The 25969-nt window shown below is 52.0% G+C and carries 25 protein-coding genes, 1 rRNA gene and 2 pseudogenes; 19 read left to right on the top strand and 9 right to left on the bottom strand.

The features are described from left to right. From FFT88_RS23020 to tilS, 14 genes and pseudogenes are all read left to right on the top strand, one after another. Positions 1 to 426 (top strand): annotated as a pseudogene (locus tag FFT88_RS23020) (phosphatidate cytidylyltransferase); the annotation flags it as partial. A gap of 11 nt (positions 427 to 437) precedes the next feature. Further along, positions 438 to 1790: a sigma E protease regulator RseP gene (gene rseP, locus FFT88_RS23015; RefSeq protein WP_135404110.1), complete on the top strand. Its 1353-nt coding sequence runs from the start codon at positions 438 to 440 to the stop codon at positions 1788 to 1790. A 29-nt stretch (positions 1791 to 1819) separates the two neighbouring features. Beyond that, positions 1820 to 4252, top strand: coding sequence for an outer membrane protein assembly factor BamA (bamA, locus tag FFT88_RS23010; protein WP_130217324.1), 2433 nt, complete (start codon positions 1820 to 1822; stop codon positions 4250 to 4252). Between the two features lie 121 nt (positions 4253 to 4373). Further along, the gene (skp, locus tag FFT88_RS23005; protein WP_000758958.1) at positions 4374 to 4859 is read left to right on the top strand and encodes a molecular chaperone Skp; all 486 of its coding nucleotides are present in this window, start codon (positions 4374 to 4376) and stop codon (positions 4857 to 4859) included. A gap of 3 nt (positions 4860 to 4862) precedes the next feature. Then, positions 4863 to 5888 (top strand): UDP-3-O-(3-hydroxymyristoyl)glucosamine N-acyltransferase, encoded by a 1026-nt coding sequence (lpxD, locus tag FFT88_RS23000; protein ID WP_064524990.1) that lies wholly within the window; start codon positions 4863 to 4865, stop codon positions 5886 to 5888. 104 nt (positions 5889 to 5992) lie between these two features. Further along, positions 5993 to 6454: a 3-hydroxyacyl-ACP dehydratase FabZ gene (gene fabZ / locus FFT88_RS22995; RefSeq protein WP_135404111.1), complete on the top strand. Its 462-nt coding sequence runs from the start codon at positions 5993 to 5995 to the stop codon at positions 6452 to 6454. Further along, positions 6451 to 7239: an acyl-ACP--UDP-N-acetylglucosamine O-acyltransferase gene (gene lpxA, locus FFT88_RS22990; RefSeq protein WP_000565966.1), complete on the top strand. Its 789-nt coding sequence runs from the start codon at positions 6451 to 6453 to the stop codon at positions 7237 to 7239. Before fabZ ends, lpxA begins: the two co-directional genes overlap by 4 nt. Beyond that, positions 7239 to 8387, top strand: coding sequence for a lipid-A-disaccharide synthase (gene lpxB / locus FFT88_RS22985; protein WP_130221597.1), 1149 nt, complete (start codon positions 7239 to 7241; stop codon positions 8385 to 8387). The genes lpxA and lpxB overlap by 1 nt, the downstream gene beginning before the upstream one ends. Then, positions 8384 to 8980: a ribonuclease HII gene (gene rnhB, locus FFT88_RS22980; protein ID WP_135404112.1), complete on the top strand. Its 597-nt coding sequence runs from the start codon at positions 8384 to 8386 to the stop codon at positions 8978 to 8980. Before lpxB ends, rnhB begins: the two co-directional genes overlap by 4 nt. Before the next feature lie 36 nt (positions 8981 to 9016). After that, a complete protein-coding gene (dnaE, locus tag FFT88_RS22975; RefSeq protein ID WP_135404113.1) occupies positions 9017 to 12499 on the top strand; it encodes a DNA polymerase III subunit alpha in 3483 nt (1160 codons plus the stop codon). Positions 12500 to 12511: 12 nt separating this feature from the next. Continuing rightward, on the top strand, positions 12512 to 13471 hold the full coding sequence (accA, locus tag FFT88_RS22970; RefSeq protein WP_000055741.1) for an acetyl-CoA carboxylase carboxyl transferase subunit alpha: 960 nt from the start codon (positions 12512 to 12514) through the stop codon (positions 13469 to 13471). Between the two features lie 222 nt (positions 13472 to 13693). Continuing rightward, positions 13694 to 13948: a DUF4282 domain-containing protein gene (locus FFT88_RS22965; RefSeq protein ID WP_130205036.1), complete on the top strand. Its 255-nt coding sequence runs from the start codon at positions 13694 to 13696 to the stop codon at positions 13946 to 13948. Positions 13949 to 14112: 164 nt separating this feature from the next. Continuing rightward, entirely contained in the window at positions 14113 to 14502 is a 390-nt protein-coding gene (locus tag FFT88_RS22960; protein ID WP_130205038.1) for a VOC family protein, read from the top strand. Between the two features lie 64 nt (positions 14503 to 14566). Next, positions 14567 to 15865 carry a tRNA lysidine(34) synthetase TilS gene (tilS, locus tag FFT88_RS22955; RefSeq protein WP_135404114.1) on the top strand — a complete coding sequence of 433 codons (1299 nt, stop codon included), beginning with the start codon at positions 14567 to 14569 and terminating at the stop codon, positions 15863 to 15865. A gap of 48 nt (positions 15866 to 15913) precedes the next feature. On the opposite strand, the gene rof is transcribed toward tilS, so the two are convergent. Further along, positions 15914 to 16174, bottom strand: a complete 261-nt coding sequence (gene rof / locus FFT88_RS22950; RefSeq protein WP_000062312.1) for a Rho-binding antiterminator — start codon at positions 16172 to 16174, stop codon at positions 15914 to 15916. After that, a complete protein-coding gene (locus FFT88_RS22945; protein WP_000417058.1) occupies positions 16161 to 16361 on the bottom strand; it encodes a YaeP family protein in 201 nt (66 codons plus the stop codon). Before FFT88_RS22945 ends, rof begins: the two co-directional genes overlap by 14 nt. A 165-nt stretch (positions 16362 to 16526) precedes the next feature. Here FFT88_RS22945 and FFT88_RS22940 point away from each other — a divergent pair, with 165 nt between their 5' ends. Genes FFT88_RS22940 through nlpE form a run of 3 tightly spaced genes read left to right on the top strand, consistent with a single transcriptional unit; the run spans position 16527 to position 18215 of the window. After that, positions 16527 to 17072 carry a YaeQ family protein gene (locus tag FFT88_RS22940; RefSeq protein ID WP_135404115.1) on the top strand — a complete coding sequence of 182 codons (546 nt, stop codon included), beginning with the start codon at positions 16527 to 16529 and terminating at the stop codon, positions 17070 to 17072. Beyond that, positions 17069 to 17491: an alternative ribosome rescue aminoacyl-tRNA hydrolase ArfB gene (gene arfB / locus FFT88_RS22935; RefSeq protein WP_000635550.1), complete on the top strand. Its 423-nt coding sequence runs from the start codon at positions 17069 to 17071 to the stop codon at positions 17489 to 17491. Before FFT88_RS22940 ends, arfB begins: the two co-directional genes overlap by 4 nt. Before the next feature lie 13 nt (positions 17492 to 17504). After that, on the top strand, positions 17505 to 18215 hold the full coding sequence (gene nlpE, locus FFT88_RS22930; protein ID WP_135404116.1) for an envelope stress response activation lipoprotein NlpE: 711 nt from the start codon (positions 17505 to 17507) through the stop codon (positions 18213 to 18215). A 29-nt stretch (positions 18216 to 18244) separates the two neighbouring features. Here nlpE and FFT88_RS22925 read toward each other — a convergent pair. From FFT88_RS22925 to metN, 7 genes and pseudogenes are all read right to left on the bottom strand, one after another. Then, positions 18245 to 19068, bottom strand: a pseudogene (locus FFT88_RS22925) (YaeF family permuted papain-like enzyme). Positions 19069 to 19120: 52 nt separating this feature from the next. Then, the gene (gene proS / locus FFT88_RS22920) at positions 19121 to 20839 is read right to left on the bottom strand and encodes a proline--tRNA ligase (protein WP_001260707.1); all 1719 of its coding nucleotides are present in this window, start codon (positions 20837 to 20839) and stop codon (positions 19121 to 19123) included. A 110-nt stretch (positions 20840 to 20949) separates the two neighbouring features. Next, the gene (gene tsaA / locus FFT88_RS22915) at positions 20950 to 21657 is read right to left on the bottom strand and encodes a tRNA (N6-threonylcarbamoyladenosine(37)-N6)-methyltransferase TrmO (protein WP_135404117.1); all 708 of its coding nucleotides are present in this window, start codon (positions 21655 to 21657) and stop codon (positions 20950 to 20952) included. Then, entirely contained in the window at positions 21654 to 22058 is a 405-nt protein-coding gene (gene rcsF / locus FFT88_RS22910; RefSeq protein WP_001202329.1) for an Rcs stress response system protein RcsF, read from the bottom strand. The genes tsaA and rcsF overlap by 4 nt, the downstream gene beginning before the upstream one ends. Positions 22059 to 22175: 117 nt before the next feature. Further along, entirely contained in the window at positions 22176 to 22991 is an 816-nt protein-coding gene (metQ, locus tag FFT88_RS22905; protein WP_000874226.1) for a methionine ABC transporter substrate-binding lipoprotein MetQ, read from the bottom strand. A 39-nt stretch (positions 22992 to 23030) separates the two neighbouring features. Beyond that, entirely contained in the window at positions 23031 to 23684 is a 654-nt protein-coding gene (locus FFT88_RS22900) for a methionine ABC transporter permease MetI (protein WP_001294600.1), read from the bottom strand. After that, on the bottom strand, positions 23677 to 24708 hold the full coding sequence (gene metN / locus FFT88_RS22895; RefSeq protein WP_000593990.1) for a methionine ABC transporter ATP-binding protein MetN: 1032 nt from the start codon (positions 24706 to 24708) through the stop codon (positions 23677 to 23679). Before metN ends, FFT88_RS22900 begins: the two co-directional genes overlap by 8 nt. Before the next feature lie 187 nt (positions 24709 to 24895). On the opposite strand from metN, the gene gmhB reads away from it, so the two are divergent. Together gmhB and FFT88_RS25440 are read left to right on the top strand one after the other, a co-directional pair. After that, positions 24896 to 25468, top strand: a complete 573-nt coding sequence (gmhB, locus tag FFT88_RS22890; RefSeq protein WP_097751265.1) for a D-glycero-beta-D-manno-heptose 1,7-bisphosphate 7-phosphatase — start codon at positions 24896 to 24898, stop codon at positions 25466 to 25468. Between the two features lie 365 nt (positions 25469 to 25833). Beyond that, positions 25834 to 25969: ribosomal RNA gene (locus FFT88_RS25440) — 16S ribosomal RNA — on the top strand; the annotation flags it as partial.

Below are 25969 nucleotides of genomic sequence, written 5' to 3'. Positions count from 1 at the left end.
AGAATCATTACAGTGGCGCGATATGGCTGCTCTATGTCATGATCCTGGTCTGGGGAGCTGACTCAGGGGGCATATATGTTTGGCAAATTATTTGGCAAACATAAGCTGGCGCCGAAGGTTTCTCCGGGTAAAACCTGGCAAGGTTTCATTGGCGGACTCGCGACCGCAGCAGTAATCTCATGGGGTTACGGTATGTGGGCGAATCTCGACGTCGCCCCCGTCACCTTACTCATTTGCTCTATTGTCGCAGCTCTAGCCTCTGTGCTCGGCGACTTAACTGAGAGCATGTTTAAGCGCGAAGCAGGAATTAAGGACAGCGGTCATTTAATTCCAGGACACGGTGGTATTTTAGATCGTATTGATAGCCTGACGGCTGCTGTGCCGGTCTTTGCTTGCCTGTTGTTGCTGGTATTCAGGACGCTTTAACGGAAGGTATTATGCTGAGTTTTCTCTGGGATTTGGCTTCGTTCATTGTTGCACTGGGTGTGCTTATCACCGTGCATGAATTTGGTCATTTCTGGGTTGCCCGGCGCTGTGGTGTTCGCGTTGAGCGTTTCTCGATAGGTTTTGGTAAGGCGCTCTGGCGCCGCACTGACAAACTCGGCACCGAATATGTCATCGCCCTGATCCCCCTGGGCGGTTATGTCAAAATGCTGGATGAGCGCGCAGAACCGGTTGTTCCGGAACTTCGCCACCATGCCTTCAACAATAAAACTGTTGGCCAGCGAGCAGCGATAATCGCCGCAGGTCCGGTTGCAAACTTCATTTTTGCTATCTTTGCTTACTGGCTGGTTTTTATCATTGGTGTTCCCGGCGTTCGCCCGGTTATTGGTGAAATATCAGCCAACTCGATTGCCGCACAAGCACAAATTGTACCTGGCACGGAACTAAAAGCTGTAGATGGTATCGAAACGCCTGATTGGGATGCCGTGCGCTTACAACTGGTTGACAAAATCGGCGACGAAAGCACCACCCTTACGGTGGCACCTTTTGGCAGCGATCAACGACGAGATGTAAAGCTTGATTTGCGAAACTGGGCGTTTGAGCCTGATAAGGAAGATCCGGTATCTTCTTTGGGGATTCGCCCTCGTGGGCCGCAAATTGAACCTGTACTGGAAAATGTGTCACCAAACTCAGCGGCAAGTAAGGCGGGTTTGCAAGCAGGCGACAGGATCGTTAAAGTCGATGGTCAGCCATTAACGCAATGGCTGACGTTTGTGATGCTTGTCCGGGATAACCCGGATAAACCGTTAGCGTTAGATATCGAAAGGCAGGGGAGTCCCTTGTCTTTGACATTAATCCCGGAGAGCAAACCGGGTAAGGGTAAAGCGATTGGTTTTGCCGGCATTGAGCCGAAAGTCATTCCTTTGCCAGATGAGTATAAAGTTGTACGCCAGTATGGACCGTTCAACGCCATCGTTGAAGCCACGGACAAAACGTGGCAATTGATGAAGCTGACGGTCAGTATGCTGGGAAAATTGATCACCGGTGATGTGAAACTGAACAACCTCAGTGGGCCGATCTCTATCGCCAAGGGGGCTGGGATGACAGCGGAACTCGGGGTTGTTTATTACCTGCCGTTCCTTGCGCTTATTAGCGTGAACTTAGGGATAATTAACCTGTTTCCGTTGCCCGTACTTGACGGGGGGCATCTGCTGTTCCTTGCGATCGAAAAGATCAAGGGCGGACCGGTATCCGAGCGGGTTCAAGACTTTTGTTATCGCATTGGCTCGATTCTGCTGGTGCTGTTAATGGGGCTTGTACTTTTCAATGATTTCTCTCGGTTATGAGAGTTAGTTAGGAAGAACGCATAATAACGATGGCGATGAAAAAGTTGCTCATAGCGTCGCTGCTGTTTAGCAGCGCCACCGTATACGGTGCTGAAGGGTTCGTAGTGAAAGACATTCATTTCGAAGGCCTTCAGCGTGTCGCCGTTGGTGCGGCCCTCCTCAGTATGCCGGTGCGCACAGGCGACACGGTTAATGATGAAGATATCAGTAATACCATTCGCGCTCTGTTTGCTACCGGCAACTTTGAGGATGTTCGCGTCCTTCGTGATGGTGATACCCTTCTGGTTCAGGTAAAAGAACGTCCGACCATTGCCAGCATCACTTTCTCCGGTAACAAATCGGTGAAAGATGACATGCTGAAGCAAAACCTCGAGGCTTCTGGCGTGCGAGTGGGGGAATCCCTCGATCGCACCACCATTGCCGATATCGAGAAAGGTCTGGAAGACTTCTACTACAGCGTCGGTAAATACAGCGCCAGCGTAAAAGCTGTCGTGACCCCACTGCCGCGTAACCGTGTTGACCTAAAACTGGTGTTCCAGGAAGGTGTGTCGGCTGAAATCCAGCAAATCAACATTGTTGGTAACCATGCTTTCACCACCGACGAACTGATCTCTCATTTCCAGCTGCGTGACGAAGTGCCGTGGTGGAACGTGGTAGGCGATCGTAAATACCAGAAACAGAAACTGGCGGGCGACCTTGAAACCCTGCGCAGTTACTATCTGGATCGCGGTTATGCCCGTTTCAACATCGACTCTACCCAGGTCAGTCTGACTCCAGATAAAAAAGGTATCTACGTCACGGTAAACATCACCGAAGGCGATCAGTACAAACTCTCTGGCGTTGAAGTGAGCGGTAACCTTGCCGGGCACTCTGCGGAAATCGAACAGTTGACTAAGATCGAGCCGGGTGAGCTGTATAACGGCACCAAAGTGACCAAAATGGAAGATGACATTAAAAAACTTCTCGGTCGCTACGGTTATGCCTATCCGCGCGTGCAGTCGATGCCTGAAATCAACGACGCCGACAAAACCGTTAAATTACGTGTGAACGTTGATGCGGGTAACCGTTTCTACGTACGTAAGATCCGTTTTGAAGGTAACGACACCTCGAAAGATGCCGTCCTGCGCCGAGAAATGCGCCAGATGGAAGGTGCCTGGTTGGGCAGCGACCTGGTCGATCAGGGTAAAGAACGTCTGAATCGTCTGGGCTTCTTTGAAACGGTTGATACCGATACCCAACGTGTTCCGGGTAGCCCGGACCAGGTTGACGTGGTCTACAAGGTAAAAGAGCGCAACACCGGTAGCTTCAACTTTGGTATTGGTTACGGTACTGAAAGTGGTGTGAGCTTCCAGGCTGGCGTGCAGCAGGATAACTGGTTAGGTACCGGTTATGCTGTTGGTATCAACGGGACCAAAAACGATTACCAGACCTATGCTGAATTGTCGGTAACCAACCCGTACTTCACTGTAGATGGTGTAAGCCTTGGCGGTCGTGTCTTCTATAATGACTTCCAGGCAGATGACGCTGACCTGTCCGACTATACCAACAAGAGTTATGGTACAGACGTAACATTGGGCTTCCCGATCAACGAATATAACTCGCTGCGTGCAGGTCTGGGTTATGTCCATAACTCCCTCTCCAACATGCAGCCGCAGGTTGCGATGTGGCGTTATCTCTACTCTATGGGTGAACATCCAAACACCTCTGATCAGGATAACAGCTTCAAAACGGACGACTTCACGTTTAACTATGGTTGGACCTATAACAAGCTCGACCGTGGTTATTTCCCGACGGATGGTTCCCGTGTCAACCTGACCGGTAAAGTGACCATTCCGGGATCGGATAACGAATACTATAAAGTGACGTTAGACACGGCGACCTATGTGCCGATCGACGACGATCACAAATGGGTTGTTCTGGGTCGTACTCGTTGGGGCTACGGTGATGGTTTAGGCGGCAAAGAAATGCCGTTCTATGAAAACTTCTATGCCGGTGGTTCCAGCACCGTGCGTGGCTTCCAGTCCAATACCATCGGTCCGAAAGCGGTTTACTTCCCGCATCAGGCCAGTGATTATGATCCGGACTACGATTATGAATGTGCAACTCAGGACGGAGCAACCGACCTGTGTAAATCGGATGATGCAATTGGGGGGAACGCTATGGCGGTTGCCAGCCTAGAACTCATCACTCCGACGCCGTTCATTAGCGACAAGTATGCCAACTCGGTCCGTACCTCCTTCTTCTGGGATATGGGTACCGTTTGGGATACTAACTGGGATTCTAGTCAGTACTCTGGATATCCGGACTATAGTGATCCAAGCAATATCCGTATGTCTGCGGGTATCGCATTACAATGGATGTCCCCATTGGGGCCGTTGGTGTTCTCCTACGCCCAGCCGTTCAAAAAGTACGATGGAGACAAGGCTGAACAGTTCCAGTTTAACATTGGTAAAACCTGGTAAGTGTTCTCCACAAAGGAATGTAGTGGTAGTGTAGCGATGACTTTAGGCGATCTCGATAAGATCGCCGGGCCACGCAAAGAACTGCACCTTCCGGTGCAAATGGGATGGTAAGGAGTTTATTGTGAAAAAGTGGTTATTAGCGGCAGGTCTCGGTTTAGCACTGGCAACTTCTGCTCAGGCGGCTGACAAAATTGCAATCGTCAATATGGGCAGCCTGTTTCAGCAGGTAGCACAGAAAACCGGTGTTTCTAACACGCTGGAAAATGAGTTCAAAGGCCGTGCCAGCGAACTGCAGCGTATGGAAACTGATCTGCAAGCTAAAATGAAAAAGCTGCAGTCCATGAAAGCCGGCAGCGATCGCACTAAGCTGGAAAAAGACGTGATGGCTCAGCGCCAGACTTTTGCTCAGAAAGCGCAGGCTTTTGAGCAGGATCGCGCACGTCGTTCCAACGAAGAACGCGGTAAACTGGTTACTCGTATCCAGACTGCTGTGAAATCCGTTGCCAGCAGCCAGAGCATCGATCTGGTTGTTGACGCAAACGCCGTTGCTTACAACAGCAGCGATGTAAAAGACATCACTGCTGACGTACTGAAACAGGTTAAATAAGTAATGCCTTCAATTCGACTGGCTGATTTAGCGCAGCAGTTGGATGCAGAACTACACGGTGATGGCGATATCGTCATCACCGGCGTTGCGTCCATGCAATCTGCACAAACAGGTCACATCACGTTCATGGTTAACCCTAAATACCGTGAACATTTAGGCTTGTGCCAGGCGTCCGCGGTTGTCATGACTCAGGACGATCTCCCTTTCGCGAAAAGTGCCGCGCTGGTAGTGAAGAATCCCTACCTGACTTACGCGCGCATGGCGCAAATTTTAGATACCACGCCACAGCCCGCGCAAAACATTGCACCGAGTGCAGTGATCGACGCGACGGCGAAGCTGGGTAACAACGTATCAATTGGCGCTAACGCGGTGATTGAGTCCGGCGTTGAACTGGGCGATAACGTGGTTATCGGCGCCGGTTGCTTCGTTGGTAAAAACAGCAAAATCGGTGCAGGTTCGCGTCTTTGGGCGAACGTGACGATTTACCATGAGATCCAGATTGGTCAGAATTGCCTGATCCAATCCGGAACTGTGGTAGGCGCAGACGGCTTTGGCTATGCCAACGATCGTGGTAACTGGGTGAAGATCCCGCAGATTGGTCGCGTGATTATTGGCGATCGCGTGGAGATCGGCGCATGTACCACCATCGATCGCGGTGCGCTGGATGACACCGTGATCGGCAATGGCGTGATCATTGATAACCAGTGTCAGATTGCACATAACGTCGTGATTGGCGACAATACGGCGGTTGCCGGTGGCGTCATTATGGCGGGCAGCCTGAAAATTGGTCGTTACTGCATGATCGGCGGTGCCAGCGTAATCAACGGGCATATGGAAATATGCGATAAAGTGACGGTTACGGGCATGGGTATGGTGATGCGTCCCATCACTGAACCTGGCGTCTATTCCTCAGGCATTCCGCTGCAACCCAACAAAGTCTGGCGCAAAACCGCTGCACTGGTGATGAACATTGATGACATGAGCAAGCGTCTGAAGTCGCTTGAGCGCAAGGTTAATCAACAAGACTAACGTTCCATCTTTTGTTCGCCAAACTTTACGGCCTGTCTCATTCTTACGATTGCGGCAGGCCGTGTTATTATTGTCGTTTCTTATATTTTGACAGGAAGAGTATCTTGACTACTAACACTCATACTCTGCAGATTGAAGAGATTTTAGAACTTCTGCCGCACCGTTTCCCGTTTTTACTGGTGGATCGCGTGCTGGATTTTGAAGAAGGTCGTTTTCTGCGCGCAGTAAAAAATGTCTCTGTCAATGAGCCATTCTTCCAGGGCCATTTCCCTGGAAAACCGATTTTCCCGGGTGTGCTGATTCTGGAAGCAATGGCACAGGCAACAGGTATTCTGGCGTTTAAAAGCGTAGGAAAACTGGAACCGGGTGAGCTGTACTACTTCGCCGGTATTGACGAAGCGCGCTTCAAGCGCCCGGTCGTGCCTGGCGATCAAATGATCATGGAAGTCACTTTCGAAAAAACGCGCCGCGGCCTGACCCGTTTTAAAGGGGTTGCTCTGGTCGACGGTAAAGTAGTTTGCGAAGCAACGATGATGTGTGCTCGTAGCCGGGAGGCTGATACGTGATTGATAAATCCGCCTTTGTGCATCCAACCGCCATTGTGGAAGAGGGCGCGTCGATTGGCGCGAACGCCCACATTGGTCCTTTTTGTATCGTTGGACCCCATGTCGAAATTGGTGAGGGTACCGTACTGAAATCTCACGTTGTCGTGAATGGTCATACTAAAATTGGCCGCGACAATGAGATTTATCAGTTCGCCTCCATCGGTGAAGTTAACCAGGATCTGAAATATGCTGGCGAACCGACCCGCGTGGAAATCGGCGATCGTAACCGCATTCGCGAAAGCGTCACCATTCATCGTGGCACAGTCCAGGGCGGTGGATTGACGAAGGTGGGCAGCGACAACTTACTGATGATCAACGCGCACATTGCGCACGATTGTACGGTAGGTAACCGCTGCATTCTCGCCAACAACGCAACGCTGGCGGGGCACGTATCGGTAGACGACTTCGCGATCATCGGCGGCATGACCGCAGTCCATCAGTTCTGCATCATTGGTGCGCATGTGATGGTTGGCGGTTGCTCCGGTGTGGCGCAAGACGTCCCTCCTTATGTCATTGCGCAGGGTAACCACGCAACGCCGTTCGGTGTCAATATCGAAGGGCTGAAGCGCCGCGGATTCAGCCGCGAGGCGATTACCGCTATCCGCAATGCGTATAAGCTGATTTATCGCAGCGGTAAAACGCTCGATGAAGTGAAACCGGAAATTGCCGAACTTGCGGAAACGTATCCGGAAGTAAAAGCCTTTACCGATTTCTTTGCACGCTCAACGCGCGGTCTGATTCGTTAATGACTGAGCAGCGTCCATTAACGATTGCCCTGGTCGCCGGAGAAACCTCCGGCGATATCCTGGGGGCCGGTTTAATCCGTGCTCTGAAAGAACGTGTGCCCAATGCCCGCTTTGTTGGCGTTGCCGGGCCACGAATGCAAGCCGAAGGCTGCGAAGCCTGGTACGAAATGGAAGAGCTGGCGGTGATGGGCATTGTTGAAGTGCTCGGGCGTCTGCGTCGCTTACTGCATATTCGTGCCGATCTGACAAAGCGTTTTGGCGAACTGAAGCCAGATGTTTTTGTCGGTATTGATGCGCCTGACTTCAATATTACCCTTGAAGGTAACCTTAAAAAGCAGGGTATCAAAACCATTCATTATGTCAGTCCGTCCGTCTGGGCGTGGCGACAGAAACGCGTTTTCAAAATAGGCAGAGCCACTGATCTGGTGCTCGCATTTCTGCCTTTCGAAAAAGCGTTTTATGACAAATATAACGTGCCGTGCCGTTTTATCGGTCACACCATGGCTGATGCCATGCCGTTAGATCCAGATAAAAACGCCGCGCGTGATGTGCTGGGGATCCCTCACGATGCCCACTGTCTGGCATTGTTGCCGGGAAGTCGTGGCGCGGAAGTGGAGATGCTTAGCGCCGATTTCCTGAAAACTGCCCAGCTTTTGCGCCAGACGTACCCTGATCTGGAGATCGTGGTGCCGCTGGTAAATGCCAAACGCCGTGAGCAGTTTGAACGCATCAAAGCTGAAGTCGCGCCAGACCTTTCGGTTCATATGCTGGATGGAATGGGCCGTGAGGCGATGGTCGCCAGCGATGCGGCGCTATTGGCGTCGGGTACGGCTGCACTGGAGTGCATGCTGGCGAAATGCCCGATGGTGGTGGGGTATCGCATGAAGCCTTTCACCTTCTGGCTGGCGAAGCGGCTGGTGAAAACCGATTATGTCTCGCTGCCAAACCTGCTGGCGGGCAGAGAGTTAGTTAAAGAATTATTGCAGGAAGAGTGTGAGCCGCAAAAACTGGCTGAGTCGCTGTTACCGCTGTTGGCGAACGGGAAAACCAGCCACGCGATGCACGACACCTTCCGCGAGCTGCATCAGCAGATCCGCTGCAATGCCGATGAGCAGGCGGCACAAGCCGTTCTGGAGTTAGCACAATGATCGAATTTGTCTATCCGCACACGAATCTGGTTGCAGGTGTGGATGAAGTTGGGCGCGGGCCGTTGGTTGGCGCGGTCGTTACCGCTGCCGTGATCCTCGATCCGGCGCGCCCGATTGTCGGGTTGAATGATTCCAAAAAGCTAAGTGAAAAACGTCGTCTTGCGCTCTGTGAAGAGATCAAAGAGAAAGCGTTAAGCTGGAGCCTGGGCCGTGCGGAACCTCATGAAATCGACGAACTGAATATTTTACACGCGACCATGCTGGCGATGCAGCGTGCCGTCGCTGGGCTGCATATTGCGCCGGAATATGTGTTGATTGATGGTAACCGCTGCCCGAAATTACCGATGCCGTCGATGGCAGTGGTGAAAGGCGATAGCCGCGTACCGGAAATCAGTGCTGCGTCTATCCTGGCGAAAGTGACGCGCGACGCCGAAATGGCGGCGCTGGATATTGTTTTCCCGCAATATGGTTTTGCCCAACACAAAGGGTATCCAACCGCTTTTCATCTGGAAAAACTGGCTGAATATGGCGCGACTGAACATCATCGTCGCAGCTTTGGGCCTGTCAAACGCGCACTGGGACTTGCGTCCTGATTCTTGTGTCGAGATTAAGTAAACCGGAATCTGAAGATGTCTGAACCACGTTTCGTACACCTGCGGGTGCACAGCGACTACTCGATGATCGATGGCCTGGCCAAAACCGCGCCGCTGGTAAAAAAGGCGGCGGCGTTGGGTATGCCTGCGCTGGCGATCACCGATTTCACCAACCTTTGCGGTCTGGTGAAGTTCTACGGAGCGGGACATGGCGCAGGGATTAAGCCCATCGTCGGGGCGGATTTTAATGTCCAGTGCGACCTGCTGGGTGATGAGTTAACCCATCTGACGGTGCTGGCGGCGAACAATACTGGCTATCAGAATCTGACGTTGCTGATCTCAAAAGCGTATCAGCGCGGTTACGGTGCCGCCGGACCGATCATCGATCGCGACTGGCTTATCGAATTAAACGAAGGGCTGATTTTGCTCTCTGGCGGGCGCATGGGCGACGTCGGGCGCAGTCTTTTGCGTGGTAACAGCACGCTGGTAGATGAGTGTGTCGCGTTTTATGAAGAACACTTCCCGGATCGCTATTTTCTCGAGCTGATCCGCACCGGAAGGCCGGACGAAGAAAGCTATTTGCACGCGGCGGTGGAACTGGCGGAAGCGCGCGGTTTGCCCGTCGTGGCGACCAACGACGTGCGCTTTATCGACAGCAGCGACTTTGACGCACACGAAATCCGCGTCGCGATCCACGACGGCTTTACCCTCGACGATCCTAAACGCCCGCGTAACTATTCGCCGCAGCAATATATGCGTAGCGAAGAGGAAATGTGCGAGCTGTTTGCCGACATCCCCGAAGCCCTTGCCAACACCGTTGAGATCGCCAAACGCTGTAACGTAACTGTGCGTCTTGGTGAATACTTCCTGCCGCAGTTCCCGACCGGGGACATGAGCACCGAAGATTATCTGGTCAAGCGTGCAAAAGAGGGGCTGGAAGAGCGTCTGGCATTTTTATTCCCTGACGAAGAAGAACGTGTTAAGCGCCGCCCGGAATATGACGAGCGTCTGGAGACTGAACTTCAGGTTATCAACCAGATGGGCTTCCCGGGCTACTTCCTCATCGTTATGGAATTTATCCAGTGGTCGAAAGATAACGGCGTACCGGTAGGGCCGGGCCGTGGTTCCGGTGCAGGGTCACTGGTGGCCTACGCGCTGAAAATCACCGACCTCGATCCGCTGGAATTTGACCTGCTGTTCGAACGTTTCCTTAACCCGGAACGTGTCTCCATGCCTGACTTCGACGTTGACTTCTGTATGGAGAAACGCGACCAGGTTATCGAACACGTAGCGGACATGTACGGTCGTGATGCGGTATCGCAGATTATCACCTTCGGTACGATGGCGGCGAAAGCGGTGATCCGCGACGTAGGCCGCGTGCTGGGGCATCCGTACGGCTTTGTCGACCGTATCTCGAAACTGATCCCGCCCGATCCGGGGATGACGCTGGCGAAAGCGTTTGAAGCCGAGCCGCAGCTGCCGGAAATCTACGAAGCAGATGAAGAAGTTAAGGCGCTGATCGACATGGCGCGCAAACTGGAAGGGGTCACCCGTAACGCCGGTAAGCACGCCGGTGGGGTGGTTATCGCGCCGACCAAAATTACTGATTTTGCGCCGCTTTACTGCGATGAAGAGGGCAAACATCCGGTCACCCAGTTTGATAAAAGCGACGTTGAATACGCCGGACTGGTGAAGTTCGACTTCCTCGGCTTGCGTACGCTCACCATCATCAACTGGGCGCTGGAGATGATCAACAAGCGGCGGGCGAAGAATGGCGAGCCGCCGCTGGATATCGCCGCGATCCCGCTTGATGATAAGAAAAGCTTCGACATGCTGCAACGCTCGGAAACCACGGCGGTATTCCAGCTTGAATCGCGCGGCATGAAGGACCTGATCAAGCGTCTGCAACCTGACTGCTTCGAAGATATGATCGCACTGGTGGCACTGTTCCGCCCCGGCCCGTTGCAATCAGGGATGGTGGATAACTTTATCGACCGTAAACATGGTCGCGAAGAGATTTCCTACCCGGACGTGCAGTGGCAGCATGAAAGCCTGAAACCGGTACTGGAGCCAACCTACGGCATTATCCTGTATCAGGAACAGGTCATGCAGATTGCCCAGGTGCTCTCTGGTTATACCCTCGGTGGCGCGGATATGCTGCGTCGTGCGATGGGTAAGAAAAAGCCGGAAGAGATGGCTAAGCAGCGTTCTGTATTTGCTGAAGGTGCAGAAAAGAACGGGATCAACGCCGAACTGGCGATGAAAATCTTCGACCTGGTGGAGAAATTCGCCGGTTACGGATTTAACAAATCGCACTCTGCGGCCTATGCTTTGGTGTCATATCAAACGTTATGGCTGAAAGCGCACTATCCGGCAGAGTTTATGGCGGCGGTAATGACTGCCGATATGGATAATACCGAGAAGGTGGTGGGCCTGGTGGATGAGTGCTGGCGGATGGGGCTGAAAATCCTGCCACCAGATATAAACTCCGGTCTTTACCATTTCCACGTCAACGACGACGGCGAAATCGTGTATGGTATTGGCGCGATCAAAGGGGTAGGTGAAGGTCCGATTGAGGCCATCATCGAAGCCCGTAATAAAGGCGGCTACTTCCGCGAACTGTTTGATCTCTGCGCCCGAACCGACACCAAAAAGTTAAACCGGCGAGTGCTGGAAAAACTGATCATGTCTGGGGCGTTTGACCGTCTGGGGCCACACCGCGCGGCGCTGATGAACTCGCTGGGCGATGCGTTAAAAGCGGCAGATCAACACGCGAAAGCGGAAGCTATCGGTCAGGCCGATATGTTCGGCGTGCTGGCCGAAGAGCCGGAACAAATAGAACAATCCTACGCCAGCTGCCAGCCGTGGCCGGAGCAGGTGGTGTTAGATGGGGAACGTGAAACGTTAGGTCTGTACCTGACGGGACACCCTATCAACCAGTATTTAAAAGAGATTGAGCGTTATGTCGGAGGCGTAAGGCTGAAAGACATGCACCCGACAGAACGTGGTAAAGTCACCACGGCTGCGGGGCTCGTTGTTGCCGCGCGGGTTATGGTCACCAAGCGCGGCAATCGTATCGGTATCTGCACGCTGGATGACCGTTCCGGGCGCCTGGAAGTGATGTTGTTTACAGACGCCCTGGATAAATACCAGCAATTGCTGGAAAAAGACCGCATACTTATCGTCAGCGGACAGGTCAGCTTTGATGACTTCAGCGGTGGGCTTAAAATGACCGCTCGCGAAGTGATGGATATTGACGAAGCCCGGGAAAAATATGCTCGCGGGCTTGCTATCTCGCTGACGGACAGGCAAATTGATGACCAGCTTTTAAACCGACTCCGTCAGTCTCTGGAACCCCACCGCTCTGGGACAATTCCAGTACATCTCTACTATCAGAGGGCGGATGCACGCGCGCGGTTGCGTTTTGGCGCGACGTGGCGTGTCTCTCCGAGCGATCGTTTATTAAACGATCTCCGTGGCCTCATTGGTTCGGAGCAGGTGGAACTGGAGTTTGACTAATACAGGAATACTATGAGTCTGAATTTCCTTGATTTTGAACAGCCGATTGCAGAGCTGGAAGCGAAAATCGATTCTCTGACTGCGGTTAGCCGCCAGGATGAGAAACTGGATATTAACATCGATGAAGAAGTGCATCGTCTGCGTGAAAAAAGCGTAGAACTGACACGTAAAATCTTCGCCGATCTCGGTGCATGGCAGATTGCGCAACTGGCACGCCATCCACAGCGTCCTTATACCCTGGATTACGTTCGCCTGGCATTTGATGAATTTGACGAACTGGCTGGCGACCGCGCGTATGCAGACGATAAAGCTATCGTCGGTGGTATCGCCCGTCTCGATGGTCGTCCGGTGATGATCATTGGTCATCAAAAAGGTCGTGAAACCAAAGAAAAAATTCGCCGTAACTTTGGTATGCCAGCGCCAGAAGGTTACCGCAAAGCACTGCGTCTGATGCAAATGGCTGAACGCTTTAAGATGCCTATCATCACCTTTATCGACACCCCGGGGGCATATCCGGGCGTGGGTGCAGAAGAGCGCGGTCAGTCTGAAGCCATTGCACGCAACCTGCGTGAAATGTCTCGCCTCGGCGTACCTGTAGTTTGTACGGTTATCGGTGAAGGTGGGTCTGGCGGCGCGCTGGCGATTGGTGTGGGCGATAAAGTGAATATGCTGCAATACAGCACCTATTCCGTTATCTCGCCGGAAGGTTGCGCGTCCATTCTGTGGAAGAGCGCCGACAAAGCGCCGCTGGCGGCTGAAGCGATGGGTATCATCGCTCCGCGTCTGAAAGAACTGAAACTGATCGACTCCATCATCCCGGAACCGCTGGGCGGCGCTCACCGTAACCCGGAAGCGATGGCGGCATCGTTGAAAGCGCAGCTGCTGGCGGATCTAGCCGATCTCGACGTGTTAAGCACTGAAGATTTAAAAAATCGTCGTTATCAGCGCCTGATGAGCTACGGCTACGCGTAATCAGCAAATATTCTGAAAAGGGTCACTTCGGTGGCCTTTTTTTCTATGTGGTTTATTTAGTCATATTATAAATACATTTAGATAATCTTACTTTCGTTTTCTCCTGCCATAAAATTCTTGAACTCATGTTGATAACTCCGATTTCGGAGGCATATACCAATATACACAGTGGTCAAAAATAATATAAATTTATCAATCTCATAGAATTTTTAAGGATAAAATATGAAAGCAATTTTAGGATTTGATCATCTTCTTATGCCGCGTGTTCTGGTGTTTTTTTACTGGCTGGCTATGGTGCTGACACTGATAGGCGGTGTCTTCTCCATATTTAGCGGAAACATTATTTTAGGGTTAGCTTATACCGTCATTGGTCTTATAAGCTGTCGTATGACTTTCGAATTAATTATGATAGCGTTTAAGAATAACGAATATTTGCGCCGCATTGCCGAGAGTGTTAGCAAGAATAGCGCAGAGTAATCTCCCGCAAAGCGCTTCACCAAACCGCATCTCAACCGCTATTACAGGCGTTTGAGATGTTGTTTTAAAGTCAGTGTAAATGTCTGATTCATCTTTCCTGTAATTTGTGCGTATTATCAATATATAGCGATGCACGTGCGTATCATATCAATGCAGGAGATTCTATGTTGGGTTTAAAACAGGTTCACCATATTGCGATTATTGCGACGGATTATGCGGTGAGCAAAGCTTTTTACTGCGACATTCTCGGCTTCACGCTGCAAAGCGAAGTCTATCGTGAAGCGCGAGATTCGTGGAAAGGGGATTTGGCACTTAATGGGCAGTACGTGATTGAGCTTTTCTCATTTCCGTTTCCGCCGCAACGACCCAGTCGACCGGAAGCCTGCGGCCTGCGCCATCTGGCTTTTAGCGTTGATGATATCGATACGGCAGTGGCGCACCTGGAAAGCAATAACGTGAAATGTGAAGCGATACGTGTCGATCCATACACGCAAAAACGCTTCACGTTCTTTAACGACCCTGACGGACTGCCGCTGGAACTGTATGAGCAGTAAGGCTTGTCATTACTGCATTTGCCCGGTAACGTGCCGGGCATCGCTACTGTAAAATCGCGCTATCATGACACTCACACTGAATACACAACTTCTCACCTCACGCCAGATTCTGGCGGCCTTTAGCGGCGGGCTTGACTCCACCGTTCTGCTGCATCAGCTGGTGCAGTGGCGGGCGGAAAATCCGGGCGTCGTTTTGCGCGCTATTCATGTGCACCACGGTTTAAGTGCCAATGCTGATGCCTGGGTGCAACATTGTGAAAATATCTGCCAGCAGTGGCAGGTGCCGCTGGTGGTCGAGCGCGTACAACTTGCGCAAGAGGGGTTAGGCATTGAGGCCCAGGCGCGGCAGGCGCGTTATCAGGCATTTGCCCGCACCCTGTTGCCTGGTGAAGTACTGGTCACAGCACAACATCTTGACGATCAATGTGAAACCTTTCTGCTGGCGCTTAAACGCGGTAGCGGCCCTGCCGGGCTTTCGGCTATGGGGGAAGTCTCGGAGTTTGCCGGAACGCGGCTTATCCGCCCGTTCCTCGCTCGCACGCGGGGGGAACTGGCGCAGTGGGCGTTGGCGCATGGTTTACGCTGGATTGAAGACGAAAGTAATCAGGATGATAGCTACGATCGTAACTTCCTGCGCTTGCGCGTCGTGCCGTTATTGCAGCAGCGTTGGCCACATTTTGCCGAAGCGACGGCCCGTAGTGCCGCACTTTGCGCCGAACAAGAGAGCCTGCTGGATGAACTGCTGGCGGATGATTTAGCGCACTGCCAAACGCCGCAAAGGACGCTGCAGATTGCGCCAATGCTGGCGATGAGTGATGCCCGTCGCGCGGCGATTATCCGCCGCTGGCTGTCAGGGCTGAATGCACCAATGCCTTCCCGCGACGCGCTGGAAAGGATCTGGCAGGAAGTGGCGCTGGCGCGGGAAGATGCTTCCCCCTGTTTACGTTTGGGCGCGTTTGAAATCCGCCGCTATCAGTCGCAACTGTGGTGGATTAAATCCGTCGCCGGGCAAAGCGAAACCATTGTGCCGTGGCAGGCGTGGCAACAGCCGCTGGAATTACCGGCGGGGCTGGGAAGTGTACAGCTTACTGCGGGAGACGATATTCGCCCTCCGCGTGCAGACGAAGCAGTCAGCGTGCGTTTCAAAGCGCCAGGATTGCTGCATATTGTCGGGCGCAACGGCGGACGTAAGCTGAAGAAAATCTGGCAAGAGCTGGGCGTGCCGCCGTGGCTACGTGACACCACGCCATTGCTGTTTTATGGCGAAACGCTGATTGCGGCGGCAGGGGTATTTGTGACGCAAGAAGGTGTGGCTGAAGGTGAGAAGGGCGTAAGTTTTGTCTGGCAAAAAACGCTTAGTTAAGTGAAAGCCGGATAAGACGCTTCAAACGTCGCATCCGGCGAAAGTCAATCAGGACTCGCTCACTACCACCGTACCGATTTCCGGGTGGCTAAAGCTGGTAATTTTATCCAGACGTAGCTCGCGGGTTTCGCCAGCGGCCTCGACGACCAGATACTCCACATTTTTGCGGGAGACCAAATCGCTAGCCTTCGCCTGCAATTTTTCGCCATCTTTCAGCTCAAGTGTCAGCATTAAATGATGCTGGCAGGCGAGCTCAAGATTATCGTAATCATCACAATTGATTGGTTGATACGTATCATTCATTGACATAATCGCTCACCAGTAAGTTTGCCGCAGCGTATGCTGCTTTTTCCCTGACAGCCTCAGAAAGGGCGTCGTCGGCAGCCATTTCATTCAGCACTTTCAAAACGCAGCCCAGCGCGTCCGGAACGTATCCTAAGTCTCCGCTGGCGATTTCCGCGTACCGCTTGCGTATTAACTCACAATATTTTTCCACATGCCCTCCTGTCAGCACTCTGACTTAACCGTGGATGCAAGTCTAAGCCTACGAAGATAAACTCTGTTTCGCAAGGTGACTATACCACACTCATTTCTGCAATATCAGCGCCGCAACTGCACGTATTCCGTTACAATGGCCTCCTGATTCGAAAGGAGTTTTCTTATGGCGCTTAAAGCGACAATTTATAAAGCGACGGTCAATGTGGCCGATCTCGACCGCAACCAGTTTCTCGATGCCTCTCTGACGCTGGCGCGCCATCCTTCAGAAACCCAGGAGCGTATGATGCTGCGCTTGCTGGCGTGGCTGAAATATGCCGATGAACGTCTGCAATTTACCCGTGGTTTGTGTGCCGATGATGAGCCGGAAGCGTGGCTGCGTAATGATCATCTGGGTATTGATTTATGGATTGAACTGGGGCTGCCGGATGAGCGGCGAATTAAGAAAGCCTGCACCCAGGCCGCAGAAATGGCGCTGTTTGCCTATAATAGTCGGTCGGCGCAAATCTGGTGGCAGCAAAATCAGAGCAAATGCGCGCAGTTTGCCAATCTTTCCGTCTGGTATCTGGACGACGAGCAGTTGGCGAAAGTGAGCGCCTTTGCCGATCGTACCATGACGCTGCAGGCAACGATTCAGGATGGTGTTATCTGGTTATCGGATGATAAGAATAATCTGGAAGTGAACTTAACCGCCTGGCAACAACCTTTATGATTGTGATTTCCCGACATGTTGCTATCCCCGATGGTGAGCTTGAGATCACCGCCATTCGTGCGCAGGGCGCGGGCGGGCAGCATGTTAATAAGACCTCAACGGCTATTCATCTGCGTTTTGACATTCGGGCATCCAGCCTGCCAGAGTATTACAAAGAACGTCTGCTCGCCGCCAGCCATCATTTGATCAGCAGTGATGGCGTGATTGTCATTAAGGCACAGGAATACCGCAGTCAGGAACTGAACCGCGAAGCAGCTCTGGCCCGGCTGGTGGCTGTGATTAAAGAATTAACAACAGAACAAAAAGCCCGACGACCCACGCGGCCCACCCGTGCATCGAAAGAGCGCAGGCTGGCATCGAAAGCACAAAAATCAAGCGTGAAGGCGATGCGCGGCAAAGTGCGCAGCGGTCGGGAATAAAAAGAAGGAATGGATGGTGAAAAAAGCGATAGTGACAGCGATGGCTGTAATCAGCCTCTTTACTCTGATGGGTTGTAATAATCGTGCCGAAGTCGATACGCTTTCTCCGGCGCAGGCTGCCGAACTGAAACCGATGCCGCAAAGTTGGCGCGGCGTGCTGCCGTGTGCCGATTGCGAAGGAATCGAAACCTCTCTGTTCCTCGAAAAAGACGGAACATGGGTGATGAATGAGCGTTATCTCGGTGCTCGTGAAGAACCTTCCTCCTTCGCTTCCTACGGTACATGGGCGCGAACCGCTGACAAGCTGGTATTAACCGACAGTAAAGGTGAAAAGTCATATTATCGCGCGAAAGGAGATGCGCTGGAGATGCTCGATCGTGAAGGTAATCCGATTGAATCGCAGTTCAACTACATGCTGGAACCGGCACAATCCAGTTTACCCATGACGCCGATGACCCTGCGGGGCATGTATTTTTATATGGCTGATGCGGCGACCTTCACTGATTGCGCGACCGGAAAACGTTTCATGGTAGCGAATAACGCAGAGCTGGAGCGTGGCTACCTGGCTGCGCGCGGTCATAGTGAAAAACCGATGTTACTGTCAGTAGAAGGTCACTTTACGCTTGAGGCTAATCCGGATACCGGTGCGCCAACCAAAGTATTAGCGCCCGATACGGCAGGTAAATTTTACCCGAACCAGGATTGCAGTAGTTTGGGGCAGTAATTGAAAGCCGGAGCATTCTCCGGCGTTTATCACCGAGTCAGGCCAACAAAGCGACTCGCTTTAATATAAATCCCTGGCTTCAGGTGCCCAACATACTGTAACTGCGTTTCTGGCTTAAACGCAGAGACATCGCCAGTACGCATATGCATCAGATCGGCAGGGCTAATCCAGCCTGATTGCGCCAGCGTAAGCGGATGCCCGGCTTTGGCAAATGCATCAGTGACAAACTCCGAACAAAACCACGACTTTTTGTCTCCTTCGCCCACACTGCTTAACTGCGCTTTCGCCAGGCCGCTGACGCACTGTTGGCGAAAATCTGCGGAAAAAGGATTCAGTGAGCACATCTGGCGGGTCACCATAAATGGAATGAACTCGACAATGCCGCGATAGTTATACCCGCTATCTTTGATTTTGTTGGCGAACGCGGTGATTTCTGTGGCTTGTTGCGGGGTAAGGTCCGGAACTCGTAAAACGAAAAGCTTATCACTGTGCTTCATGGCTTTTTTCAGGGAAACAATCTGGACGCCAGCGCCTGTCGCTTCTGCAACGTTACTATTTCCCAAATAGATTGCAACGTGACTCACAGAGGAAGTGCTGAAGACGCGGATACCAAATGAGGTAACCCCAAGCTTGAGGAGAACAGTAAATCGCCGGGTTTGAGGTCAGGTTCCGTTATTTCAGTTATTGCTTGTTCGGTGAAGGAGCTTTGATGCTGGAATTTGACAGCCCATGTTTTCGCCTCGGCATCTACCGCTGTGGCTGATGAGTCTGGCTGGCTGATATCAACGGTACAGGCCGAAAGTAAAAGAAAGCAGGGGACAAGCAGGCGGCAGTACGCCTTTGGTTTATCCATTTTATACAATCCATGTAAAAAAGGGTCCTGAAATTCAGGACCCTTTCTGGCATCAGCCTTTAATCTGTTTCACCAGATAATCGACGATGTCACCAGTTTTAATTAACTGCTTCTCGCCGTTACGACGATATTTATATTCGATATCGTCGTTGTCGAGGTTACGGTCGCCCAGCACAATAGTGTGCGGAATACCGATCAGTTCCATATCAGCAAACATCACGCCCGGACGCTCTTTGCGGTCATCCAGCAGCACTTCGATACCTTGTGCACGCAGTTCGCTGTACAGTTTCTCGGCCAGTTCCTGTACGCGGAAGGATTTGTGCATGTTCATCGGCAGAATCGCCACCTGGAACGGCGCGATAGCGTCAGGCCATACGATGCCGCGTTCGTCGTAGTTCTGCTCAATCGCCGCAGCTACCACACGCGTTACCCCGATACCGTAGCAACCCATCGTCAGGATTTGGTTACGACCATCTTCACCCTGTACGGAGGCTTTCAGTGCTTCGGAGTACTTGGTACCCAGCTGGAAGATGTGACCGACTTCGATACCACGTTTGATCAGCAGCGTACCCTGACCATCCGGGCTTGGATCGCCTGCCACCACGTTACGGATATCCGCAATTTCTGGGGTAGCGACATCGCGATCCCAGTTGATACCGAAGTAGTGTTTACCATCGATGTTAGCACCAGCAGCGAAATCACTCATCGCCGCAACGGTACGGTCAATCACCACCGGAATCGGCATGTTTACCGGACCCAGTGAACCCGGACCAGCTTTAACCACGGCACGAATTTCTTCTTCGGTCGCGAAAGTCAGCGGGCTTGCAACCTGCGGCAGTTTTTCTGCTTTAACTTCGTTCAGCTCGTGGTCACCGCGCACCAGCAGCGCAACCAGCGGGAAGCTACTGCCTTCAACCGCTTTAACCAGCAAAGTCTTAACCGTTTTCTCAATCGGCAGATTGAACTGTTCAACCAGTTCAGCGATGGTTTTCGCGTTCGGCGTATCAACCAGCGTCATCTCCTGGGTAGCAGCAGCGCGCGGTTCTTTCGGCGCGATAGCTTCTGCCAGCTCAATGTTCGCTGCATAGTCAGAGGTGTCGGAGAAGACCACATCGTCTTCACCGCTCTGCGCCAGCACCTGGAATTCGTGAGAGGCGCTGCCGCCGATAGAACCGGTGTCGGCCTGTACGGCGCGGAAATCCAGCCCCATGCGGCTGAAGATTTTGCTGTAGGCCGCATACATTGCATCGTAGGTTTCCTGCAGGGATTCCTGAGAAGTATGGAAAGAGTAAGCATCTTTCATCAGGAATTCGCGGGAACGCATGACGCCGAAACGCGGACGCACTTCGTCGCGGAACTTGGTCTGGATCTGATAGAAGTTCAGCGGCAGCTGTTTGTAAGAGCTAAGCTCGTTACGAATCAGGTCAGTGATAACTTCTTCATGAGTTGGGCCGAGTACGAACGGACGCTCGCCACGGTCAACAAAACGCAGCAGTTCCGGACCGTACTGTTCCCAACGACCACTCTCTTGCCACAAATCGGCTGGCTGAACCACCGGCATCGACACCTCGATCGCACCGGCGTTGTTCATCTCTTCACGCACGATGTTTTCGACTTTTTTCAGAACGCGCACGCCGGTCGGCAGCCAGGTATATAACCCAGAGGCCAGCTTGCGGATCATCCCGGCGCGCAGCATCAGCTGATGGCTGATCACCTCGGCGTCGGCTGGTGTCTCCTTGAGAGTGGAGAGCAGGTATTGGCTAGTACGCATGTTGTTACGGTTCCAGTTGGAAGGTAGAACAGGCTCAAGGCGAGCCTGGGACAAAAAAAGTGATTTAGTTTACCAGTGCAAAAGAAATGTCAAAAGAGAAGGGCGTGAATTTAACGCGGTTCCAGCGCAAAGACTTCAAAACCTGCGTCGGTGACGCGCCAGCGAACGTTAAAATCATGCAGCCAGACGGCATAGGTTTTACCCGTTTCCTCACCTTTACGATAGGCCGGGCGCGGGTCCTGCGCCAGTACTTCGCGGATAAACAGCGTTAACTGCGGATAACGCTTCTCCAGTGTCAAAAGCTGCTTTTCGACCTCAGTGGTAAAGCTCACCGCCATTTCTGCCGCTGGCGCATTTTGCGCATAGCTGGCGCTGGCATCGGGAAGCGATTCGGCAAAGGGGAGATACGGTTTGATATCCACCACCGGCGTACCATCGACGAGATCCAGACTGCCGAGCTTCAGAATCACGCTATCTTTATGGCAAACAATCTCTTTCAGCTCTACCAGCGACATACCAATCGGGTTAGGGCGGAAAGTGGAGCGCGTAGCGAAAACCCCCATTCTGGCATTGCCGCCAAGACGAGGCGGACGCACAGTCGGACGCCAGCCGCCTTCCATCGTTTGATGAAAGACGAAAAGGATCCATAAATGGCTGAATGCTTCCAGGCCGCGAACGGCGTCGGCCTGGTTGTAGGGAGCAATGAGATGCAGTTCGCCGTTGGCGCTTTTTACCAGACCTGGCTGGCGCGGAACGGCGAATTTTTCTTTATAGGGCGAGCGAATAACGCCTATTTGCTCGAACTGGAAACTGCTCATTTCGCCGTAATGTTAAGCGCAGAACCGATACATACAGCCTGACGATAGCAGCCTGGCGTACCGCTGGTGACTTCGCAGCTATGCAGTAATACCGCATTGGCTTTCATTTTAGAGGCATTGATTTGCATCCGCTTACGCGCGGTTGGAATGCTCGGCGGAGAGTCCTGATTAGAGGCCTGGCATGAGTCGCCACTGACTTCACCGAGATCGCGGAACGGTTTGCCGACTAATTCTTCTGCATTGGTATAAATTCGGACCGGCGTAGCGCGCGGCGCTTTCGGTTTTGCAGGCTCCGCTTTCGGCTGGGGTGCAGTGCTTTGAACGGGTTCGACAGGGGATCTGCTTAACATGGAACAGCCGCTTAGCATGAGTGCTACTAAACAGATCGGTAAAGCACGCATAGTATTTCCTCAATGTATGATCAAAACGTCAATATTGAATCAGGCGCTTGTAAAAATGACAAGACGGGCAAGCGCCCGTCCTGAATGATATTACAAATTGTGGAAACAGCCTAAATATTACCAGCCTTTAACAGCGCCGCCGTTAAACACTTTGTTTGCTGCTTCGTAAACTTCGTCAGACTGATAAGCCTGGACGAATTTCTTCACGTTCTCTGCGTCTTTGTTGTCTTCACGCGTCACGATCAGGTTTACGTACGGGGACTCTTTATCTTCGACAAAGATACCGTCTTTCGCCGGAGTCAGGCCAATCTGGCTGGCATAGGTGGTGTTGATAACTGCCAGAGCGATTTGCGCGTCGTCCAGAGAGCGAGGCAGTTGCGGTGCTTCCAGCTCAACAATTTTCAGATTTTTTGGGTTCTCAACAACATCAAGAACGGTCGGCAGCAGGCCAACGCCATCTTTCAGTTTGATCAAGCCCACTTTTTGCAGCAGCAGCAGAGAACGGCCAAGGTTAGTTGGGTCGTTTGGCACGGCAACCTGCGAACCATCCTGCAGTTCATCCAGTGATTTGATTTTCTTGGAGTAGCCAGCAATTGGATAAACAAAAGTGTTGCCTACTGCGACCAGTTTGTAGCCACGATCTTTCAGTTGCTGATCAAGGTACGGTTTATGCTGGAAGGCGTTGGCGTCGATATCGCCTTTGCTCAATGCTTCGTTTGGCAGAACATAGTCGTTGAAGGTTACCAGCTCAACGTCCAGGCCATATTTGTCTTTCGCAACTTTCTGCGCGACTTCTGCAACCTGCTGTTCGGCACCAACAATCACGCCGACTTTAATGTGGTTTGGATCTTTTTCATCCTGACCGCAGCCTACCAGTGCCAGTGATCCAATCAGGGCTCCCACTGCCGCAAAGGTTTTGAATTTGAACGCCATACCTTATTCCTTCTTCAATTATTTATGTTGTGTTGAACGTTACTTGCGAGTGACAGCCCGGACGATGCGGTCGCCTGCGAACTGAATTAAATAAACTAGAATAACCAGCAATACCAGTACCGTATTCATCACCGTCGCGTTGTAGCCGATGTAGCCATACTGATAGCCAATCTGACCTAAACCACCGGCACCGACTGCACCACCCATCGCGGAATAACCGACCAGGGTAATCAGGGTGATAGTTGCCGCATTCACCAGACCCGGCAGCGCTTCCGGTAACAGCACTTTACGGACGATCTGCATTGGCGTGGCACCCATTGCGCGGGAAGCTTCAATTAACCCGGTTGGGATCTCCAGCAGGGCGTTCTCGACCATACGGGCAATAAACGGCGCTGCGCCAACGGTTAACGGAACAATCGCTGCCTGCAAACCAATCGATGTACCGACAATAACGCGGGTAAACGGAATCATCCATACCAGCAATATAATGAACGGGATGGAACGGAAAATGTTCACAATCGCAGAAACGGTACGATACAGCTTCGCGTTAGCAATAATTTGCCCCGGACGCGTGACATAAAGCAGAACACCAACCGGCAGACCAATCACAAACCCAAAAAAACCGGATACGAAGGTCATTGCCAGCGTTTCCCATACGCCACGAACCAGCAGCCACATCATCGGCTCAGACATAACCCAGTACCTCTACTTTTACATGGTGTTCCTGCAGCCAGGCAATGGCGGCTTGCGTATCTTGTTGTGTGCCGTGCATTTCAGTCAGCATGATGCCGAACTTAACGCCACCGGCGTAATCCATCTGCGCGCTAATAATGTTGTTATTAACGTTGAAACGACGCGCGGTTTCGGAGAGCAGCGGGGCATCGACCGACTGACCGGTAAACTCCAGACGCAGCATCGGCACGCAGTCAGTGAACGGCTCCGCTTGCAGACGTTCCTGATAATCTTCCGGGATATCCAGATGCAGGGTCGACTGAATAAATTTCTGCGCCAGCGGCGTTTTCGGATGTGAGAACACTTCACTTACCTTGTCCTGCTCGATCAGTTCGCCATTGCTGATGACCGCCACGCAATCACAAATGCGCTTCACAACGTCCATTTCGTGAGTGATCAACAGAATCGTCAAACCCAGACGGCGGTTGATGTCTTTCAGCAGTTCGAGAATAGAACGTGTCGTTGCCGGGTCCAGCGCGCTGGTGGCTTCATCACACAGCAATACTTTGGGATTGCTGGCTAACGCACGGGCAATTGCCACACGCTGTTTCTGCCCACCGGAAAGGTTCGACGGATAGCTATCATGCTTATCACCAAGACCAACCAATGACAGCAATTCCGTCACGCGACGTTTGATCTCGTCTTTCGGTGTGTTGTCCAGCTCCAGCGGCAGAGCCACGTTGCCAAAAACAGTACGCGAAGAGAGCAGGTTAAAATGCTGGAAAATCATACCAATCTGGCGGCGAGCTTTAGTCAACTCAGATTCTGACAGCGTGGTCAGCTCCTGGCCATCGACCAGCACGCTACCCTCGGTTGGGCGCTCCAGCAGGTTTACACAACGTATAAGCGTACTCTTACCCGCGCCTGAGGCACCGATAACGCCATAAATTTGTCCAGCTGGCACATGCAGGCTGACGTTGTTCAACGCCTGGATGGTGCGAGTGCCCTGGTGGAACACTTTGGTGATATTCGAAAGTTTTATCATTGATTATTTATTATCGTCATTAAGTTAGTCGTGGCATTTCGCATGCCTGAAACGGGCAACGCCGTCAATGAAATGGATGTTAAGGCATCCAGACGTCTAAATCAATCAGGTTTATGCGAAGAGCACTTTCTTGCAGGTCGAAACATGCGATACTAGCGTCACATGCCTTATTAAGGAGCTATAAAAGGTGGCGAAGAGCGTACCCGCAATTTTTCTTGACCGTGATGGCACCATTAATGTCGATCACGGCTATGTCCATGAGATCGACAACTTTGAATTTATCGACGGTGTTATTGACGCCATGCGCGAGCTAAAAAAAATGGGCTTTGCGCTGGTGGTAGTAACCAACCAGTCTGGCATTGCTCGCGGTAAATTTACTGAAGCACAGTTTGAAACGCTGACCGAGTGGATGGACTGGTCGCTGGCGGACCGAGATGTCGATCTGGATGGTATCTATTATTGCCCGCATCATCCGCAGGGTAGTGTTGAAGAGTTTCGCCAGGTCTGCGACTGCCGCAAACCACATCCGGGGATGCTTTTGTCAGCACGCGATTATTTGCATATTGATATGGCCGCTTCTTATATGGTGGGCGATAAATTAGAAGATATGCAGGCAGCGGCAGCGGCGAATGTGGGAACAAAAGTGCTGGTGCGTACGGGTAAACCTATTACGCCTGAAGCAGAAAACGCGGCGGATTGGGTGTTAAATAGCCTGGCAGACCTGCCGCAAGCGATAAAAAAGCAGCAAAAATCGGCGTAATGACTAAAATATGAGCGGTTGAAATAAAAATGCATTTTTCCGCTTGTCTTCCTGAGCCGACTCCCTATAATGCGCCTCCATCGACACGGCGGATGTGAATCACTTCACACAAACAGCCGGTTCGGTTGAAGAGAAAAATCCTGAAATTCAGGGTTGACTCTGAAAGAGGAAAGCGTAATATACGCCACCTCGCGACAGTGAGCTGAAAGCCGCGTCGCAACTGCTCTTTAACAATTTATCAGACAATCTGTGTGGGCACTCGAAGATACGGATTCTTAACGTCGCAAGACGATAAATGAATACCAAGTCTCAAGAGTGAACACGTAATTCATTACGAAGTTTAATTTTTTGAGCATCAAACTTTTAAATTGAAGAGTTTGATCATGGCTCAGATTGAACGCTGGCGGCAGGCCTAACACATGCAAGTCGAACGGTAACAGGAAGAAGCTTGCTTCTTTGCTGACGAGTGGCGGACGGGTGAGTAATGTCTGGGAAACTGCT

The organism is Escherichia sp. E4930 (genome assembly GCF_005845405.1).
Taxonomy (GTDB): domain Bacteria; phylum Pseudomonadota; class Gammaproteobacteria; order Enterobacterales; family Enterobacteriaceae; genus Escherichia.
The sequence above is the reverse complement of the archived record's forward strand: the minus strand, read 5'-3'. Positions and strand labels throughout refer to the sequence as shown.